This is a genomic window from Chryseobacterium sp. R2ACT005 (assembly GCF_049949215.1).
GTDB lineage: Bacteria > Bacteroidota > Bacteroidia > Flavobacteriales > Weeksellaceae > Chryseobacterium.
Map to the genome: position 1 here is coordinate 414160 of NZ_CP188192.1, position 16727 is coordinate 430886.

16 protein-coding genes are annotated in these 16727 nt (G+C 36.5%); 13 read left to right on the forward strand and 3 right to left on the reverse strand.

All coding sequences use genetic code 11. The annotated features are described in order from the left end of the window. Positions 1-75 precede the first annotated feature (75 nt). Positions 76-789, reverse strand: a complete 714-nt coding sequence (locus tag ACPF63_RS01925; RefSeq protein ID WP_426481800.1) for a CDP-alcohol phosphatidyltransferase family protein — start codon at positions 787-789, stop codon at positions 76-78. A gap of 89 nt (positions 790-878) precedes the next feature. Between ACPF63_RS01925 and ACPF63_RS01930 the strand changes: the two genes are divergently transcribed. The 12 genes from ACPF63_RS01930 (at position 879) to ACPF63_RS01985 (ending at position 14553) form a co-directional block, all read left to right on the forward strand. After that, positions 879-2807: an LTA synthase family protein gene (locus ACPF63_RS01930; RefSeq protein ID WP_426481801.1), complete on the forward strand. Its 1929-nt coding sequence runs from the start codon at positions 879-881 to the stop codon at positions 2805-2807. A gap of 150 nt (positions 2808-2957) precedes the next feature. Continuing rightward, on the forward strand, positions 2958-3377 hold the full coding sequence (locus tag ACPF63_RS01935) for a DUF2147 domain-containing protein (RefSeq protein ID WP_219073193.1): 420 nt from the start codon (positions 2958-2960) through the stop codon (positions 3375-3377). A 239-nt stretch (positions 3378-3616) separates the two neighbouring features. Then, entirely contained in the window at positions 3617-4597 is a 981-nt protein-coding gene (locus ACPF63_RS01940) for a pyruvate dehydrogenase complex E1 component subunit beta (RefSeq protein ID WP_047378880.1), read from the forward strand. Between the two features lie 114 nt (positions 4598-4711). Then, positions 4712-6706, forward strand: a complete 1995-nt coding sequence (locus tag ACPF63_RS01945; RefSeq protein WP_077419150.1) for a KUP/HAK/KT family potassium transporter — start codon at positions 4712-4714, stop codon at positions 6704-6706. Positions 6707-6771: 65 nt separating this feature from the next. Beyond that, positions 6772-7245 (forward strand): Fur family transcriptional regulator, encoded by a 474-nt coding sequence (locus ACPF63_RS01950; RefSeq protein ID WP_047386665.1) that lies wholly within the window; start codon positions 6772-6774, stop codon positions 7243-7245. Between the two features lie 3 nt (positions 7246-7248). Continuing rightward, entirely contained in the window at positions 7249-8988 is a 1740-nt protein-coding gene (locus ACPF63_RS01955; RefSeq protein WP_426481802.1) for an OstA-like protein, read from the forward strand. Positions 8989-9259: 271 nt separating this feature from the next. Then, the gene (locus ACPF63_RS01960) at positions 9260-10165 is read left to right on the forward strand and encodes a hypothetical protein (RefSeq protein ID WP_426481803.1); all 906 of its coding nucleotides are present in this window, start codon (positions 9260-9262) and stop codon (positions 10163-10165) included. 1 nt (position 10166) lies between these two features. Next, entirely contained in the window at positions 10167-10994 is an 828-nt protein-coding gene (locus tag ACPF63_RS01965; RefSeq protein WP_149386926.1) for a hypothetical protein, read from the forward strand. Between the two features lie 2 nt (positions 10995-10996). Next, a complete protein-coding gene (locus ACPF63_RS01970) occupies positions 10997-11773 on the forward strand; it encodes a hypothetical protein (protein ID WP_077419154.1) in 777 nt (258 codons plus the stop codon). A gap of 135 nt (positions 11774-11908) precedes the next feature. Further along, positions 11909-13084, forward strand: a complete 1176-nt coding sequence (locus tag ACPF63_RS01975; protein WP_426483194.1) for an aspartate aminotransferase family protein — start codon at positions 11909-11911, stop codon at positions 13082-13084. Between the two features lie 188 nt (positions 13085-13272). Continuing rightward, the gene (locus ACPF63_RS01980; RefSeq protein ID WP_034696870.1) at positions 13273-13659 is read left to right on the forward strand and encodes an START-like domain-containing protein; all 387 of its coding nucleotides are present in this window, start codon (positions 13273-13275) and stop codon (positions 13657-13659) included. Between the two features lie 78 nt (positions 13660-13737). Then, complete coding sequence (locus ACPF63_RS01985; protein ID WP_426481804.1) at positions 13738-14553, forward strand: aminotransferase class IV; 816 nt, start codon at positions 13738-13740, stop codon at positions 14551-14553. A gap of 84 nt (positions 14554-14637) precedes the next feature. Here ACPF63_RS01985 and ACPF63_RS01990 read toward each other — a convergent pair whose 3' ends face one another. Together ACPF63_RS01990 and ACPF63_RS01995 are read right to left on the reverse strand one after the other, a co-directional pair. Continuing rightward, positions 14638-15219 (reverse strand): N-acetylmuramoyl-L-alanine amidase family protein, encoded by a 582-nt coding sequence (locus tag ACPF63_RS01990; RefSeq protein ID WP_077419156.1) that lies wholly within the window; start codon positions 15217-15219, stop codon positions 14638-14640. Positions 15220-15320: 101 nt separating this feature from the next. Further along, on the reverse strand, positions 15321-15869 hold the full coding sequence (locus ACPF63_RS01995; RefSeq protein WP_077419157.1) for a YqgE/AlgH family protein: 549 nt from the start codon (positions 15867-15869) through the stop codon (positions 15321-15323). Positions 15870-15893: 24 nt separating this feature from the next. Here ACPF63_RS01995 and pdxH point away from each other — a divergent pair, with 24 nt between their 5' ends. Further along, positions 15894-16535 carry a pyridoxamine 5'-phosphate oxidase gene (pdxH, locus tag ACPF63_RS02000; RefSeq protein WP_426481805.1) on the forward strand — a complete coding sequence of 214 codons (642 nt, stop codon included), beginning with the start codon at positions 15894-15896 and terminating at the stop codon, positions 16533-16535. Positions 16536-16727: the final 192 nt, after the last annotated feature.

A 16727-nucleotide genomic window follows, 5' to 3' on the forward strand; every position in this document is an offset into this window, starting at 1 on the left:
GTTGATCATTAATAATTTGAAAATGTGTTTTATTTAAAATAAGGTGATAAAAACCTTATGTAAATTCTTTAATTTTTATTTTAACTGTCCCTGAAAAACAAGGGAGACTACTATATAATAAATAACGAGTATTGGGATTCCTACTACCTGGAATATCGCAAGAATGGCAATTCCTCCTACCAGTAATACTACTTTAGGATAGTTGTCTTTCAATTGTTTGGATTTGAACTTCATGGCCATCATTTTAATCGGGCTGATCAGAAGCCATGACGTAAGAAGAGTCAGTAAAATCAGCAATAGTTCATTATCGAACAAAAAGCTAAAAGTTCCGGTTTCTTTAAACGCATAGTAGAGACCAAACAGTAAAACAGTATTGGTAGGCGTATTCAATCCTTTGAAATAATAACGCTGCTCTTCATCAAGATTGAAGATGGCAAGTCTCAGGCAGGAAAATACCGTAACAATCAATCCGAGATATTTGATTTCAAACGGAAAGTGAATTCCAAGAAGCTCAGCACCAAAGGGTTCAAGAGCTTTATACATCGTAAGTCCCGGAATTACTCCAAAGCTTACCATATCGGCAAGAGAATCCAGCTGAAGTCCCAGATTGGAATTTGATTTTAATGCTCTCGCTACAAAGCCGTCGAAAAAATCGAAAATCGAAGAGAGAATAAGGCAGATTGCTGTAGTCTGATAATCTCCTAAAATTAGATGTATTGCTCCTATGCAGCCTGCAAATAAGTTAGCCAGGGTTAAGGCATTGGCCAGATTATTCTTTATAAAATTCATAAACACAAAATTACAGTTTTTAAAAATTCTAACTCAAAATAATCTGCACTAAAAAATGCATTAAAGTGATTTTGATGTAAATTTGCTCCATGAAATTTTTAAAAGGATTGAGAAAACAGGAAGTTCTGGTATTGGTTTACAGGATTTTTTTAGCCTATGTTTTTTATCAGATTGCCAGACTTTTATTCTGGTATTTTAATAAAGATCTGATTAAAGTTGACTCTGTTTCAGAATATATAAAGCTGGCCTTCCATGGTACAGCTTTCGATACCACTGCTATTTTATACGTCAATGCATTATTTATACTCCTTAGTTTATTGCCTTTGGTGATCAATACAAAAAAGATTTTTCAGAAAATTCTTTTCTGGCTGTACTTTATCACCAACGGAATTGCGTATGCCATGAATTTCGGGGATTTTATTTACTATAAATTTTCACAAGCAAGACTTACTTCTGCAGTATTTCAGGTAGCTGAGCATGAATCCAATGTTTCCCAAACGATGATGATTTCCGTAGGAGAGCATCCTTTTGTACTGGTTTGGTTTATTGTTTTAATGGGATTGTGGGTTTTCCTTTACAAAAGAGTAAAAATAGAAGATAGTAAACCTGTGAAACTGCTTCCTTATTTTATTACGTCCATTATTACTTTGTGTATCACTGCTGTTTTGGTTGTAGGAGGAATCAGAGGAGATTTTAAACACAGTACCAGACCTATTAATATGGTGGATGCTACCCGTTTTGTAACGAATCCATTGCAGGGAAATATGGTGCTCAACAGTACATTCTCCTTTTTCAGGACTTTAAATACCAATAATTTTAAGGAAGTTCATTTCGTAGATCAAAAATATATTGAAGAAAATGTACAGCCTTATAAAGTATATGACAGAAAAGTTGAAAACCGTCCCAATATTGTTATTTTCATTGTAGAGTCTTTCGGGAGAGAATATTCCGGAGCTTTTAATAAAGATAAAAATATTAAAGATTACGTTTCTTACACTCCGTTTATAGATAGCCTTGCTGGCCAGAGTCTTATTTTTCCCAATACTTTTGCGAATGGAAGACAGTCAATTCACGGGATGAGCAGCGTGTTGGCCGGAATTCCGAGTCTTACTGACGCCTTTACCGGATCGCCTTATTCCAACCAGAAAATTCAGTCTATTGTATCTGTTTGTAACGATCTGGGATATGATACTTCTTTTTATCATGGAGCACCAAATGGTTCTATGGGATTCCTTGGATTTGGAAATATTTTAGGATTTAAACACTATTTCGGAAAAACAGAATACAATCATGATGAAGACTTCGATGGAATGTGGGCGATATGGGATGAGCCTTTTCTTCAGTATTTTGCTAAAAATGTCGGGAAGAAACAACCTTTCATGACTACGGTGTTCACTGCTTCATCACATCATCCTTTTAAAATACCTGAAAAATATAACGGTAAATTTAAAAAAGGGAAAGTTGAAATACATGAGCCGATGCAGTATACGGATTATGCGATCAAACAATATTTTGAAACCGCAAAAAAACAGCCCTGGTATAACAATACGATCTTTGTTTTCACCGGAGATCATACCAATCAGGTGTATTATCCTGAATACGAAAGAGCGATGAACCGTTATGCAGTTCCATTGATTTTCTATTCGCCGAATCCTGAATATCAGCTAAAAGGAGTGAGCCAGGAAATAGCACAGCAGGCAGACATCTATCCTACATTGGCGGATCTTATAGGATACAACAAACCAATCAGAAGCTGGGGCAGAAGTTTGGTAAGTGATAAGAAATATCCTTTTATAATCGTAAATTCAGATGGAAGTACAGATCAGTTCATGATTGGAAACTATATTTATCGTTTTGACGGAAAAGAAATCATCGGAGTATATGCTCAATCTGATCTGAGCCTTGAAAAAAACCTTCTAAATGAGGTTAAAAACCCTGAAGTTGAAGCTGGAAAGAAAACGGCAAAAGCCTGGTATCAGGATTATATGGATAGGGTGATTAACAGAAAGCTCAATTAAAACAAAAAGTATAAGAGGTGAATCAGCTTTTTATTTTTATACACCTCTTTATGCTTTGTATAACAAAAGTTTTTGTTCGTTGAAAATTAATTTATATTTTTATCAATACGTAGATAAGAATATTGTATAAAAATTAAAACTATAAGAAATATGAAAAAAATATTGCTAACGTTCGCGCTTTCTTTTTGCGGTGTGCTTACATTTGCACAGATAGAAGGTAAGTGGAAAACAATAGATGATGAAACAAAACAGGCAAAATCTATTGTTGAAGTGTACAAAAAATCAGACGGTAAATACTATGGGAAAGTTTCCCAATTGTTGATAAAGCCTGCTGATCCTAACTGTACAGCTTGTAAGGATGACAGAAAAGGAAAACCAATTGTAGGGTTAGAGATCATCAGAGGATTGAAAAAAGACGGTGATGAGTTCACAGGAGGAACAATTACTGATCCTAAAACAGGAAAAACTTATAAATGTACCATTACAAGAAGTGGTGATAAACTGAACGTAAGAGGTTACTTAGGATTATCTTTATTAGGAAGAACCCAGGTTTGGGAGAAAGCTAATTAATTTAAGTTTAAATAGAATTTTAGATGACATTTCAGAAATGAGATGTCATTTTTTGTATGCAAAAGAATTACTTGGAATTTCTTCATAGCTTTAGATAAACGGCAAATAACTGTATAATCACGAAGAAAAACCGTTTTAAATAAAATTAATATTAAAGTTTTCCATTCAAATGAGAAGCCTTTTTATGATGTGTATAATAAAAAAACACTATTTTTGTAGTCTAAATTTTTCGAATAAATATGGCAGAATATACTTTTCGTGAGGTAATTGCACAGGCAATGAGCGAGGAAATGCGTAAAGACGAATCCATCTTTTTAATGGGGGAGGAAGTTGCAGAATACAATGGTGCTTATAAAGCTTCAAAAGGAATGCTTGATGAGTTTGGTCCTAAAAGAGTAATTGATACTCCAATTGCAGAACTTGGTTTTACAGGAATTGCTGTGGGGGCTGCGATGAATGGTAACAGACCAATTGTAGAGTATATGACATTCAATTTCTCATTGGTAGGAATTGATCAGATTATCAATAATGCTGCAAAAATCCGTCAGATGAGTGGTGGGCAATGGAACTGTCCGATTGTTTTCCGTGGACCTACGGCTTCTGCAGGACAATTAGGAGCTACCCATTCTCAGGCTTTTGAAAACTGGTTTGCAAACATTCCCGGCCTTAAAGTAGTGGTTCCTTCAAATCCTTACGATGCGAAGGGGTTGTTAAAAACTGCAATTCAGGATAATGACCCGGTTATTTTCATGGAATCTGAGCAGATGTATGGAGATAAAATGGAAATTCCTGAAGAAGAATACTACTTACCATTAGGAAAAGCAGATATCAAGAGAGAAGGTACAGACGTTACTTTGGTTTCTTTTGGTAAAATCATGAAGCTGGCTTTACAGGCTGCTGAAGATATGGCTAAAGAAGGAATCTCTGTAGAGGTTATTGACCTTAGAACAGTTCGTCCTCTTGATTTTGATACTATTCTGGCATCAGTGAAGAAAACAAATAGATTGGTTATTTTAGAAGAAGCTTGGCCATTTGCTTCTATATCTTCTGAAATTACTTATATGGTACAGCAAAAAGCATTTGATTATTTAGATGCTCCTATCAAGAGAATTACTACTCCTGATGCACCTGCACCATACTCTGCAGCATTATTTGCAGAATGGTTCCCTAAGCTTGAAAAAGTAAAAGAGGAAATTAAAAAAGCGATGTACGTAAAATAGTTATAGAGAAAAACTTCCGAAAGGAAGTTTTTTCATTTATTATATTCATGAAGAAAAATTCTTGACGTCATAAAATTAGTATAAATTTGCGCCTTTAAAATAAATTAAGCTGATATGGCAGAAGTTACAGAAGATGGCTACCACTTCGACATAAAGAAACTTTCCTTTATTGGAGTTTTAGTGTCTCTAGGAATTGTTTTTGGAGATATTGGTACCTCTCCGCTTTACGTAATGAAAGCAATTGTGAATGCAAGATTCCAAGGGAGTAATATGCCTTTCAATGAATACATAGAGGGTGCTCTTTCATGTATTATTTGGACGCTTACCCTGCAGACCACAATAAAATATGTAATCATTGCTTTAAGAGCAGATAACAAAGGTGAAGGAGGTATTCTTGCTTTGTTTTCACTAGTAAAAAACCTTAAGAAAGGATGGTTGTATCTCATTGCTATAGTAGGAGCAGCCGCCCTTATTGCAGACGGAGTAATTACACCATCGCTTACCGTAATGTCGGCCATTGAAGGGCTTGAAATTTATAACCCTCACACCCCGGTTGTACCTATCACTATTGGAATTCTGATTGTAATTTTTGTAGTACAACAGTTTGGGACCAGCTTTATCGGGAAGTTTTTTGGCCCTGTAATGGTTGTCTGGTTCCTGGTATTAGGTGGTTTGGGAGTAATGCATTTGAGCGAAAATTTTGAGATCTTAAGATCTTTCAATCCTTACTATGCTTACAAACTTATTGTCAACTCACCAAGTGCAATTGTTATTTTAGGTGCTGTTTTCCTTTGTACAACAGGAGCAGAAGCGCTTTATTCAGACTTGGGACACTGCGGTGCAAAAAATATCAGAGTAAGCTGGGGATTTGTTAAAGTGATGCTTATCCTAAACTATCTTGGGCAGGGAGCATGGCTTTTGACTAATTACAACAAACCTGGATTTTCTGTGGTAAACCCGTTCTTTGGAATTATGGAAGAATGGATGATCATCCCGGGAGTAATTTTAGCAACAGCCGCAGCAATTATTGCCAGCCAGGCATTGATTACAGGTTCTTTCACCATATTCTCAGAAGCAATGTCTCTTAACTTATGGCCGAATCAAAAAATTGATTATCCTTCCGGAGTTAAAGGACAGATGTATATTCCAAGAATCAATTGGGGACTTCTTATTCTGTGTATTATTGTCGTTCTGCATTTCAGGGAATCCGGAAAAATGGAAGCCGCTTATGGACTTTCCATTACAGTTACCATGTTGATGACAACAATCCTGCTGGTATTCTGGCTACTGAAACAAAGAGTAAGCAAAATATTGATTTTATTTTTCGCGTTTGTTTATATGGCTATTGAACTAGGTTTCTTCAGTGCCAATATTATCAAATTCCTGGAAGGAGGTTGGATCACAGTTGTTTTGGCTGGTTCTATCGGACTTTCTATGTATGCATGGTATAACGGACGATTGATTAAAACAAGATTTATCCAGTTTGTGAAAATAGAAAAATATGTGTCTATCCTTAAAGACATGAAACTGGATGAAACCATTCCGAAATATGCTACAAACCTGGCTTATCTGAGCAGAGCAAAAAGAAACGATGAAGTAGAATCAAAAATCATCTATTCCATCATCAAAAAACAACCGAAAAGAGCAGACCATTATTTTATCCTGAGTATTGTAAACCAGGAAGATCCATATACTTTTAAATATACAGTAGACGAAATCCTTCCGGGAACAGTATATAAAATCAACTTCCTCTTAGGATTTAAAGTAGACCGAAGAATCAATGATTACTTCAATATGGTCCTTAAAGATTTAATGGCTGATGGAACCATTCCTTCAAGAAGCAGCCATCCTTCTTTAAGATCTCATGAGATACCGCCGGATCTTAAATATGTGATCATAGATAACACCTATATCAACGATATCCTTTTAACTGTTAAACAAAAGATTATTCTTAACATTTATAACTTTGTGAAGTATATCGGAAGTGATGACTTTAAGGCTTGGGGAGTATCTTCTCACAACGTTGAAGTTGAATCTGCACCAATCACAGAATTAACAGTCTATGATAATAAGATAGAGCAGTCCGGATATTTCCGCCACAACTCTTAACCCACTAGTATTAACCATAATATCTATTTAAATAAAATTCAATAAATTTGTAGATAATTTTTTTAATGGATACAGTACAAAAAGAAAAAAATATAGCTTTGATCAAGGATGTTTTAAGAAACTACTTATTAGAAAAAGGGTTCAGAAACACACCTGAAAGATATACAATATTGGAAGAAATTTATAATATGGATCATCACTTCAACGTTGATGATCTGTATCTTCTGATGATGCAGAAAAAATATCATGTTTCCAAAGCCACGATTTACAACACTATTGAAATTTTCCTTGATGCAGGCTTGATCCGTAAGCATCAGTTCGGAGAAAAGACATTGACCTCTTCATCTTATGAGAAGTCTTATTTTGACAAGCAGCATGACCACCTGGTGATCTACAAAAAAGACTCTGACAAAGAGATTGAAGAAATTATTGAATTCTGCGACCCAAGAATCCAAGGAATCAAAGAAGCCATCGAAGAAGCGTTTGGCGTAAGAATTGATTCTCATTCGCTATATTTTTATGGCACTAAGAATGACTAATTAATGAGAATAATCCTTTTTCTGCTAATCTTTATTTCTACGCTAAACTTTGCGCAGGATAAAACACCCGTGAAGAGAGATCCGTATTTGCAGAATCCTTCAACAGGTCAGCCTAAACAGATGAGGCCTGAAGATAAAGTAAAGATCATCCACGCAGACGAAATTAAGAAAGACCCTGAAAAATACGACGGGAATCAATATTTTACCGGTCATGTTCAGATTGAACATCAGGGCTCCATTCTTACTGCTGATGAAGTCGTCCTGTACAATGAAGAGAATTTTGTAAAAGCAATAGGCAATACAAGACTTCAAAATACTGATGGCTCTGTAATCACAGCAGGAGAAATGGAATATGATGCCAATACCCAGAAAGGTGTTGCCAGAAAAAATGTGGTCTTAACTGACCCCAAACAAACAATAAAAACAGATATTCTGTATTATGACAGACTGGCTAATCAGGCTTATTTTAATACAGGAGGAACCATCTCTGATGGGCAGAATGTAACCTACGCCAAAGTAGGAACTTACTTCCTCAATACACGAGTGGTAGACCTTACCGGGAATGTGAAAATAGAAACGCCTCAGTATATCATTGAAGGGCCCAATATCAAGCAGAACCAAAATACAAAAATTGCAGATTTTAACGGTCCTACAACCATTACCAGCAAAACCAATCCCCGAAACAGAATCTATACGGAGAGAGGAACCTATAAAATGGATTCCAAGGAGGCTTATCTAACTAAAAACTCCAGAATCTTTTATAATGAGAAAATCCTTACCGGCGATGATATGTACTACAATCAGATTTCAGGGTTTGGTAAAGCAACCGGAAATGTAACTCTTGATGATCCAAACGAAAGAAGATATATAAAAGGAGGCTACGGGGAAATTTTTGAGAAAAAAGACTCTGCAATGATGACGAAAAACCCCTATGCAGTAAAAGTAATGGAAAAAGACTCCATTTATTTTGCAGCAGAAAAAATCATCTCTTATCAAAGACCGGATTCACTGGATATCAAAGTTAAGAAAAGCTACTTAAGAGCCTTTAAAAAAGCCCGTATTTATAAATCCAATGCACAGGGAAGAGCAGATTCCATTGCCTTCAACGAAACAGACGGAGTTATGCATATGTACACCAGCCCAATTTTGTGGAGTGGTGAAAAACAGGTTACCGGTGATAAAGTAGAAGCTTACTTTAATACCAAAACAGAAGATATAGACTCATTAAAAGTAATCGGTAATGCCTTTGCCATCAGTAAAGTAGATTCACTTACTCTCAAAGATGAATTCAATCAGGTGAAAGGAAAATTCATGACGGTTTACTATGAGAAAAATGATATTAAAGAAGCTAGAGTAGTTGGAAATGCTCAATCTATTGTCTATGTAGATGATACCGATCAGGAAACCAAAAAACCGGAAAGAATAGGTATTACCCTTTCTACCTGCGGAATTATCGGAGCATTATTTGAAGAAAGAGCCCTGCAGATTATTTCATGCAGTATTGGAGCAAATTCAGATACCTATCCGATGAGTAAAATAGAACCGGCACGAAGGAAGTTTCCCGATTTTAACTGGAATACCAAAGACCGGATCCGGAAATGGCAGGATATTCTTGTAGATACTCCGAATAACGAAGAAATACAATATACAGCCGATAGCGAACTCTTTGATAAAGCCCAAAAAGCTATAGATGACGAAAAAGCAAAAGAAGAAGCTAAAAAGCCTAAACGAGTAAGAAAATAATAACTAATATTTTCAAAAAAAAATAAATCACCATTCTTTCAATCAAAGATGGTGATTTATTTTTTATATAATCGGCTCTTTTTTTTAAAATAATTGTAAATATTGGTATTTTTTTCGCAATCGTCGAGTCTCTACCTGATACTTAATTTCCTTTAAAATCAGGATTTTTTACTCCGATTTGTCAATTAACATTTTTTTTTTATTTCCGTTATCATTTCAATTATAATATTTTATAAATTTAGAATACCAACAATGATAAAAAAAATAGAAAATGAAAATCAACTATTCCCTGTTGGCTCTTATATTTTGTCTTATAAGGGTTAGCGCACAGGTTGGGATTTCGAAAGTTCCTAATTTTCAACCAGACAGCAGAGCACTTCTGCACGTAAAACAGGACAACAATGCGGCACGAATGCCGAGATCCAACACAGCAGCAGTCCTGCCGGCATCGGCTGCCGGTACCACCGGAAACGGTACCCAAAGTTCCATTATTTTCAACAGAGAAACCGGAAGCATTGTACAGAATGACGGTACCACATGGAAAATTTCAGATCCTATCGTAACGACCATGAAGAATAACAAAATGGCGCGTTTCATACGATCAGGTACGGTTACAACCAGCTGTGGAACGTGCGGACTCGCATGCGCACTTACGGTCAGAACCTGTACAGCGGCTAACGTCAATTTCACAACAGCTATCCCGAGCTTTAATGAGATTGCTACGGACGTTTCACTGGATGCTGCCACCAGCAATGTAATTAATATTAATACCAGAGGACTGTATAAGGTTTCATTTAAAAGTGGAGCGCTGGATATCAGTACACCGCTGTGTATCGGGGTGATTATCAACCTAAGATCGAAACTGGATCTTGAGATAAGTACGGTGTCAGATCCAACCTGGAGACCTATTAATAACACCACCAGCGGTTCCACAGCAGGAGCTCTTTCTGTTACAACCCTTCTTCCGGGTTCTATTGATGTGGGTCAGTCTCTGGCATTTACTTATGTAGGAGCCTTCAATGCAGGAGATAAATTAAGACTGACGATGGGTGGAACCCAGGATATCGGTACAGGGATCTGCACAGGAGCATTAGGCGGAAATAATATGTTTTTTGCCATGTCAAAAACAGGAAATGCGGTTTCTGAAATTATTGTTGAAAAAATAAATATGCAGTAAGATGAAAAAGATAATATTACTTGTTGTGCTTATTTTCCATTACGCTTTAATAGCACAGGTAACCATTGGTAGCGATATTGTTAGCACCCAGAATATATTGAAAGTTCATGACGGTGTGAAAGGGGTCATTCTTCCCTATTCAAATACCCATACAACCTTCCCAAGATATAATGCTTCCGCACCGGATTTATTTGATGATTATGCTAACCTTGTAGGGAGTCTTATTTATAACAAGACTGATGAACAGTATTATAAATATGATGGTTATGCCTGGAATCCTGCCAGACAGATCCAGGGGATTTATCAGCCAAAGGCATCCAGACTGGGAATTTCTTCGGGGATTACCATTCCCTGTATCTCATTTGGAATTGGATTCTGCTTTGCCGGAGGATCACCTGCCTTCCTTGCTGCCGATAACAGAAGCCAGGTTCTTGTTGATAATTTACTGCTTAAGAATGCAAGCAACGTTACCGTTAAAACAGCGGGGATCTACGATGTAGGAGTTGCTCTTGTTTTTACGGGTGGAAGTTTTGGAGCCGTTGCAGGAGTTACTGAATTTAAACTCACATTGCAGGTTAAATACACCCCTGCTTCAGATTGGGAAACCGTAGTGTCAAAGACCAATTATTCCATTGTGTTCATTGTGGATACCCAGGGTAATAAGACATCCAGCTTTGCACAGACTATTTCTCTTCCGGTGGGAGCAGAGCTCAGAGTGGTTCCGGCCATCAGTTCCACTGCCATTTCAGGAGGTGCATTGGCAGCTTACGGAACAGATACAAATTCGGCCAGCTCATATCTTGCGGCACGTTTAATTAAAGCTTACTAATCATGAAAAAATATATTTTCAGCTGTTTGATACTCATGGGCAGTTTATACAGCGCACAGGTAAATTTCACCAATATTCCCAACCCGGATTCCAATGCGAGCGGAAATGATCAGGTGATGATGTACATTACCAATACAAATGAGGCATCCGGCGTCAAAGGTTTTGGTCTTCCTGCGGTAGATACAGAAGCGTTACTTCCCTATACAGGAGGCAGTGCACCGGTAACGGCCATCGAAGAATTAAAAGGAATGCTTCTCTTCGTTAAAAGTACGGGGCAGGTAATGGTTTTTAACGGATTGGTATGGAGTAAGGCTTTTGAAGTGGAGTCTGATAATATTTCTAGATTTCAGCTTAACGCCGTCTCCACTACCACAGGATCTGTATTGCTTCCAATCAATTCTCTGATTGATAAACCTAATTTTCTTGCTGATCCGCTTAAGCTTAAAACCAATGTAGCCACATCCGGAGCCAATCTCAACAGGTTATACATACGCCAGACCGGTTTATACAGAATTAACCTGAACATCACGTTTACAGGACCGGCAGGCTCATTCAGCAGCAGATTAGGAGCAGGACTCTATGTAAATGATGCACAGAGATTCCAGCTGCTTGAAAATACAGTGAATTTTGACGGAACGAACAGAAAGATCAATCTTGATTTCTCGGTTTATGCAGTACAGGGACAGTATATCACATTGGAAGCCGTTTCCGAAGTGGGAGGAACCACTTCTTATACTGTAACCAATAACAGCTTTGTAACTATAGAAAAAGTACTGTAAGAACAGTCAGAACTTTTTAATATTGATAATCCATTACCCTTGATATGGTCAGGGGTAATTTTTTTATTAAAGTCGGATAATTTCTGCATGTGCCGAATCTTTTATAGCTTTGCTGAAATTTTGGAGACAATGGAAATGCAAAAAGATTTTTTTATATATCAGGCTCAAACCACAAAATTTGCTGCAGGTTTTGAAGTTGAAAAAGCAGAAGGAAGCTATATTTACGGTACAGACGGGAAAAGATATCTTGACTTCGTAGCAGGAGTTTCTGCTAATACGCTGGGGCATTCACATCCTAAGATCGTGAATGCAATCAAAGAACAGGCAGATAAATACCTTCATGTAATGGTGTATGGAGAATATGCGCAGGAAAAACCTATAGCGCTATGCAGACTGCTGGCGGAAGCTACTCCGGATCCATTAGAAGTTACCTATCTTGTAAACAGCGGTGCTGAGGCTATTGATGGAAGCTTGAAGCTGGCAAAACGATATACAGGGAGAGAAGAAATTGTTTCCTTTAAAGACTCGTATCACGGAAATACCCATGGTGCTTTGAGTGTTTCAGGAAATGAAACTCATAAAAGAGAATTCCGTCCCTTATTACCGATGGTTTCTTTCATTGAATTTAATAATGAGAAAGATTTCGATAAGATTACTGAGAAAACAGCATGTGTCATCCTTGAAACCATTCAGGGAGCCGCTGGATTTCTGGTTCCTGATAATGACTATCTGATCAAACTGAAGAGAAGATGTGAAGACGTAGGTGCTCTTTTGATTTTAGATGAAATTCAACCCGGATTTGGAAGAACAGGAAAATTGTTCTCTTTTGAACACTTTGGAATCGTTCCTGATATCCTGGTGATGGGGAAAGGAATGGGGGGAGGAGTTCCTGTAGGAGCTTTTATGAGTTCCAGAGAAATTATGGAAAGCTTATCACATTCACCAAAGCTTGGGCATATTACTACTTTTGGCGGAAACCCATTGATTGCAGCAGCAAGTTACGCTACTTTAAAGGAAGTGCTGGATAGCGGGCTTATGAATGAAGTGGAAAAAAAAGAAAAATTGTTCAGAGAACTTTTAGTTCATCCTAAAATTAAAAATATTAATGGTAAAGGCTTAATGCTTGCCGTGAATCTCGGAACTCCAGAATATACACTGGAAGTGGCCAAAAAATGTATGGAAAAGGGACTTGTTGTTTTCTGGCAGCTGTACAGAAATGAATACCTGAGAATCTCACCACCTCTTACATTATCTGAAAATGAAATCAGAGAAGGATGTCAGATTATTCTTGATATACTGAACGAAAATTAAAGATAAAATCTCTCCGGAAAGGAGAGATTTTTTTATGCTTTACATGACAATTTTAGCCAGTAAAAATTAATGGAATAAGGATTTAAATCCTGTGATAAATATCATACTGATTCTTTAAAAAAGTAATTGTTTTTTTGCGTAATAAAAAAATTAATTTATATATTGCGGGACGATAAAACAAAGATTATATGGCGAAACATAAAGTCCATTACGAATTTCCAATGCACTGTTTATCAGAGATTTTATATGAATATCTGGCGACTGCAGAAGGATTGTCTGAATGGTTTGCGGATGAGGTAACAGAGAAAGGCGATGATTTCTTTTTTAGCTGGGGTGGAGGCCCTGCTGAGAAGGCTACTTTGATCAGATATAAGCCTGAAGGTTTCGTGCGTTTCAGATGGGAAGAAGATGAAGGAACAAAAAATTTCTTTGAAATGACTATCACAATTGATGATATTACAGAAGATCTGGCTTTAAATATTACAGATTTCTGTGAAGAAGGTGATGAAGAGGAAAATGCAATGTATTGGGAAAATCTTATTGAGAACCTGAGAATAAAACTGGGTGCGGCATAATACCGGGCTATATTAAATGATAAAACTGATGAACGATTTATCGTTCATTATTTTTTTGTAAATAAATCACATCAAAAATTGGAAAATCAATATTTTACATCAGACGAGTTAAATGTAAAGAACAGAGCCTTCCTTTGGGGCGACTCAGTGAAAGTTTCTTTCTTTGTAAGAAATGGTGGATTGATCATGGACGAAGAATGCTATTTTTTCCTGATGGCTTCCATGAGAAAGATGAGAATGAATATTCCTCTGACTTACACCCTGGAATTTTTCCAGACACTTTTTCAAAAAGAAATTATTGAAAGTAAAGGAGTAAAGAACGGAATTATCAATTTCCAGGTGTTCAGGAATAATGACGGCGTAACATTGGCAAAATCTTCTGTTTCCTATTTTTACGAAATTTCAGAAATGACAGATATACTGGCAGTTCATGAAAGACCTTTAGAATTGGATCTGATTAAAGAAATTAACGTTAATAACAACCTTCTGAGCAATATCAGAGTTCACTGTCCGGAAAATATCTACGGAGCGATCTATGCTCAGGAAAATGACCTTGATGACGTTATTCTTCTGAATCCAAATAAAAGAATAGCACGTACTACTGCCGGAAATCTTCTTTTTTTAGAAGGTGACATTATCAAAGTGCCAAAGCAGACTGAAGGAGCTTACATTTCTCCTTTGATGGAAAATTTTGTTACTTTTTTACATAAAAATAACCTTGCTGATATTCAGGAACACGAGATTATTGCATTCGAATCTCAGAAAGCTGAAGAGATTTTAATGATTTCTGAAGAGAAAGGTATATTTTCTGTAGGTAAGATAAGAAATAAGACTTTTGAAAACTCCCGTTTCTCAGAATTGGTAGAAAGCTGGAAGAAAAGTTTTAATGAATAAAAATTGACAAACCCGGTAAACAACAAAGTTCCAGAAGTCCTTTACCGGGTTTTATTCTGATTAAATCAGAAATTGTTTTTTTATTTAGTATTCGTTGATGATTTCAACAAATTTCTGTGCAATTTCTTTTTGCCCTTTTTCACTCGTTATATAATTTCTGTTTTCAGAATTATTGATGAATCCAAGTTCTACCAATACGGCAGGTGCTTTCGTTTCTCTTAAAATATGAAGATTACTCTCCGATATTTTACGGGCATTGAATTTCTTGTAAATTTTTCCGGCTAATTCCTTTGAAACATCAGAATTCTGAGTATACACTTCAAATCCGTTATCAGATCTCTCTTTTTCAGGAGACGTATTGACATGGAGTGAAATAACCATTTCAGGATTAAGTTTATTGATCTGATCTGTTCTTTCGGAAAGAGTAGGATAGCTGTCAGAATCCCTTGTCAGAACGATTTCATATTTATTCTGGCTTTCATTGATCTTCTGGATTTCCTTAGCAACACTTAATGAGATATTTTTTTCACGAATTTCACCATGTGTAGCCCCAAAATCATTTCCACCATGGCCGGCATCTATGACAATGTATTTTTTGTTAATTGGGCTAAATGATAAAAATGCGGTAGAAAATATTGATAAAGCAAGTAATGTAATACCTTTCATATCAGTGATTTTAGTTTTTCAAAGAACGGAAAAACTTTCTTTAAAATTGGTTAAAGGAATCTTAAAGTTTGTTAATTGTCTGATTACCATGAAAATGGTACTTAATTCAGCGAAATATCTTCAGGTGAATTGGCCCAAAGAAGAAATTCTCCCCCAAGGTTCTGCATAATCGATTTCCAAAGACTTTGGTCATTGGGCAGCGTATAGTCAAGGTTATAAACATCCACTACCGTCCACATTTTTCTTTGAACTTCGGTATCAAGCTGGCCTGGCGACCATCCGGAATAGCCTGAGAATATTTTGATGTGCTCAATATCCAGTTCGCTGCTCAAAATAGCATTTATAATACGTTCGATATCTTCTGTAAGATAATATTCATCTGCGATGTCTGTATAGATTTCAGTAACTCTTTTACCTTTTACAATAAAAAACACTTTGTCGTTTTCCACCGGACCTCCATCATACACCTCAATTTTAAAGTCAAAAAAATCTTTGAACTTGCTGCTCATCTGGCTGTTCTTTTTATTCAGTATCAAACCAAATGCACCACTTTCATTATGTTCAACAACCAACACTACCGATCTTGAAAAAATATCGCCGGAAATGTCAGGTGTCGAGATTAATATTTTACCTTTGTATGAGTGATTCATACTCAAATTTAATAAAAAATATTTATGGAAAACCTGCACGACAAAAGAAAAGTGTACGATAAATCCCAACTTATTGAAAGTGAGATAAAACAAAATCCAATCGAGCAGTTTAGAGACTGGTTTTTGGAGGCCAGTGAGAGCCCGATGATCTCAGAATCCAATGCTATGGCTGTTTCCACAGTAGAGGAAGATGGATGTCCGAGAACAAGAATGGTCCTTCTTAAAGCATATACCCATGAAGGGTTTATTTTCTATACCAACTATGACAGCCGAAAAGGAAAAGCAATAGAAAGCAATCATAAAGCATGTCTGCATTTCTTCTGGCCTAATCTTGAAAGACAGATCATCATCAAAGCAGATCTTGAAAAACTGGCAGAAAACTTAAGTGATGGTTATTTCCATTCAAGGCCGAAAGGAAGCCAGCTGGGAGCTGTAGTTTCTCCGCAGAGTCAGGTGATTCCCAACAGAGAGTTTTTGGAAGGAAAATTAAAAGAGCTGGAAAAGGAATATGAAAATACCGAAGTTCCAAGACCTTCCAATTGGGGTGGATATTTGGCAAGACCTTATGAGATTGAATTCTGGCAGGGCAGACCCAACCGTCTTCACGACAGAATTATTTATCAGCTGAAAGATCTGGATTGGAAAATTTCAAGACTGGCACCGTAATGAGAGTTTAGAAGCCAGATGTTAATAATTTTTTTTAATGATACTGACATCCTGAAAATATACACTTAGTAATATCAAATAGAAGCGGGCTTTAGCCCGCTTATTTATTTGTATCAATAATTAGCCAACTTAATAATTCTTAATCGCTTAAAATTGCTTAATGGTTCAATTTCTTTTATTATTGAATACAAA

Excerpts from the sequence above, each read along its gene's own strand:
- ACPF63_RS01925 (WP_426481800.1), bottom strand. The coding sequence starts at position 789 with ATGAATTTTATAAAGAATAATCTGGCCAATGCCTTAACCCTGGCTAAC.
- ACPF63_RS01930 (WP_426481801.1), top strand. The coding sequence starts at position 879 with ATGAAATTTTTAAAAGGATTGAGAAAACAGGAAGTTCTGGTATTGGTT.
- ACPF63_RS01935 (WP_219073193.1), top strand. The coding sequence starts at position 2,958 with ATGAAAAAAATATTGCTAACGTTCGCGCTTTCTTTTTGCGGTGTGCTT.
- ACPF63_RS01940 (WP_047378880.1), top strand. The coding sequence starts at position 3,617 with ATGGCAGAATATACTTTTCGTGAGGTAATTGCACAGGCAATGAGCGAG.
- ACPF63_RS01945 (WP_077419150.1), top strand. The coding sequence starts at position 4,712 with ATGGCAGAAGTTACAGAAGATGGCTACCACTTCGACATAAAGAAACTT.
- ACPF63_RS01950 (WP_047386665.1), top strand. The coding sequence starts at position 6,772 with ATGGATACAGTACAAAAAGAAAAAAATATAGCTTTGATCAAGGATGTT.
- ACPF63_RS01955 (WP_426481802.1), top strand. The coding sequence starts at position 7,249 with ATGAGAATAATCCTTTTTCTGCTAATCTTTATTTCTACGCTAAACTTT.
- ACPF63_RS01960 (WP_426481803.1), top strand. The coding sequence starts at position 9,260 with ATGAAAATCAACTATTCCCTGTTGGCTCTTATATTTTGTCTTATAAGG.
- ACPF63_RS01965 (WP_149386926.1), top strand. The coding sequence starts at position 10,167 with ATGAAAAAGATAATATTACTTGTTGTGCTTATTTTCCATTACGCTTTA.
- ACPF63_RS01970 (WP_077419154.1), top strand. The coding sequence starts at position 10,997 with ATGAAAAAATATATTTTCAGCTGTTTGATACTCATGGGCAGTTTATAC.
- ACPF63_RS01975 (WP_426483194.1), top strand. The coding sequence starts at position 11,909 with ATGCAAAAAGATTTTTTTATATATCAGGCTCAAACCACAAAATTTGCT.
- ACPF63_RS01980 (WP_034696870.1), top strand. The coding sequence starts at position 13,273 with ATGGCGAAACATAAAGTCCATTACGAATTTCCAATGCACTGTTTATCA.
- ACPF63_RS01990 (WP_077419156.1), bottom strand. The coding sequence starts at position 15,219 with ATGAAAGGTATTACATTACTTGCTTTATCAATATTTTCTACCGCATTT.
- ACPF63_RS01995 (WP_077419157.1), bottom strand. The coding sequence starts at position 15,869 with ATGAATCACTCATACAAAGGTAAAATATTAATCTCGACACCTGACATT.
- pdxH (WP_426481805.1), top strand. The coding sequence starts at position 15,894 with ATGGAAAACCTGCACGACAAAAGAAAAGTGTACGATAAATCCCAACTT.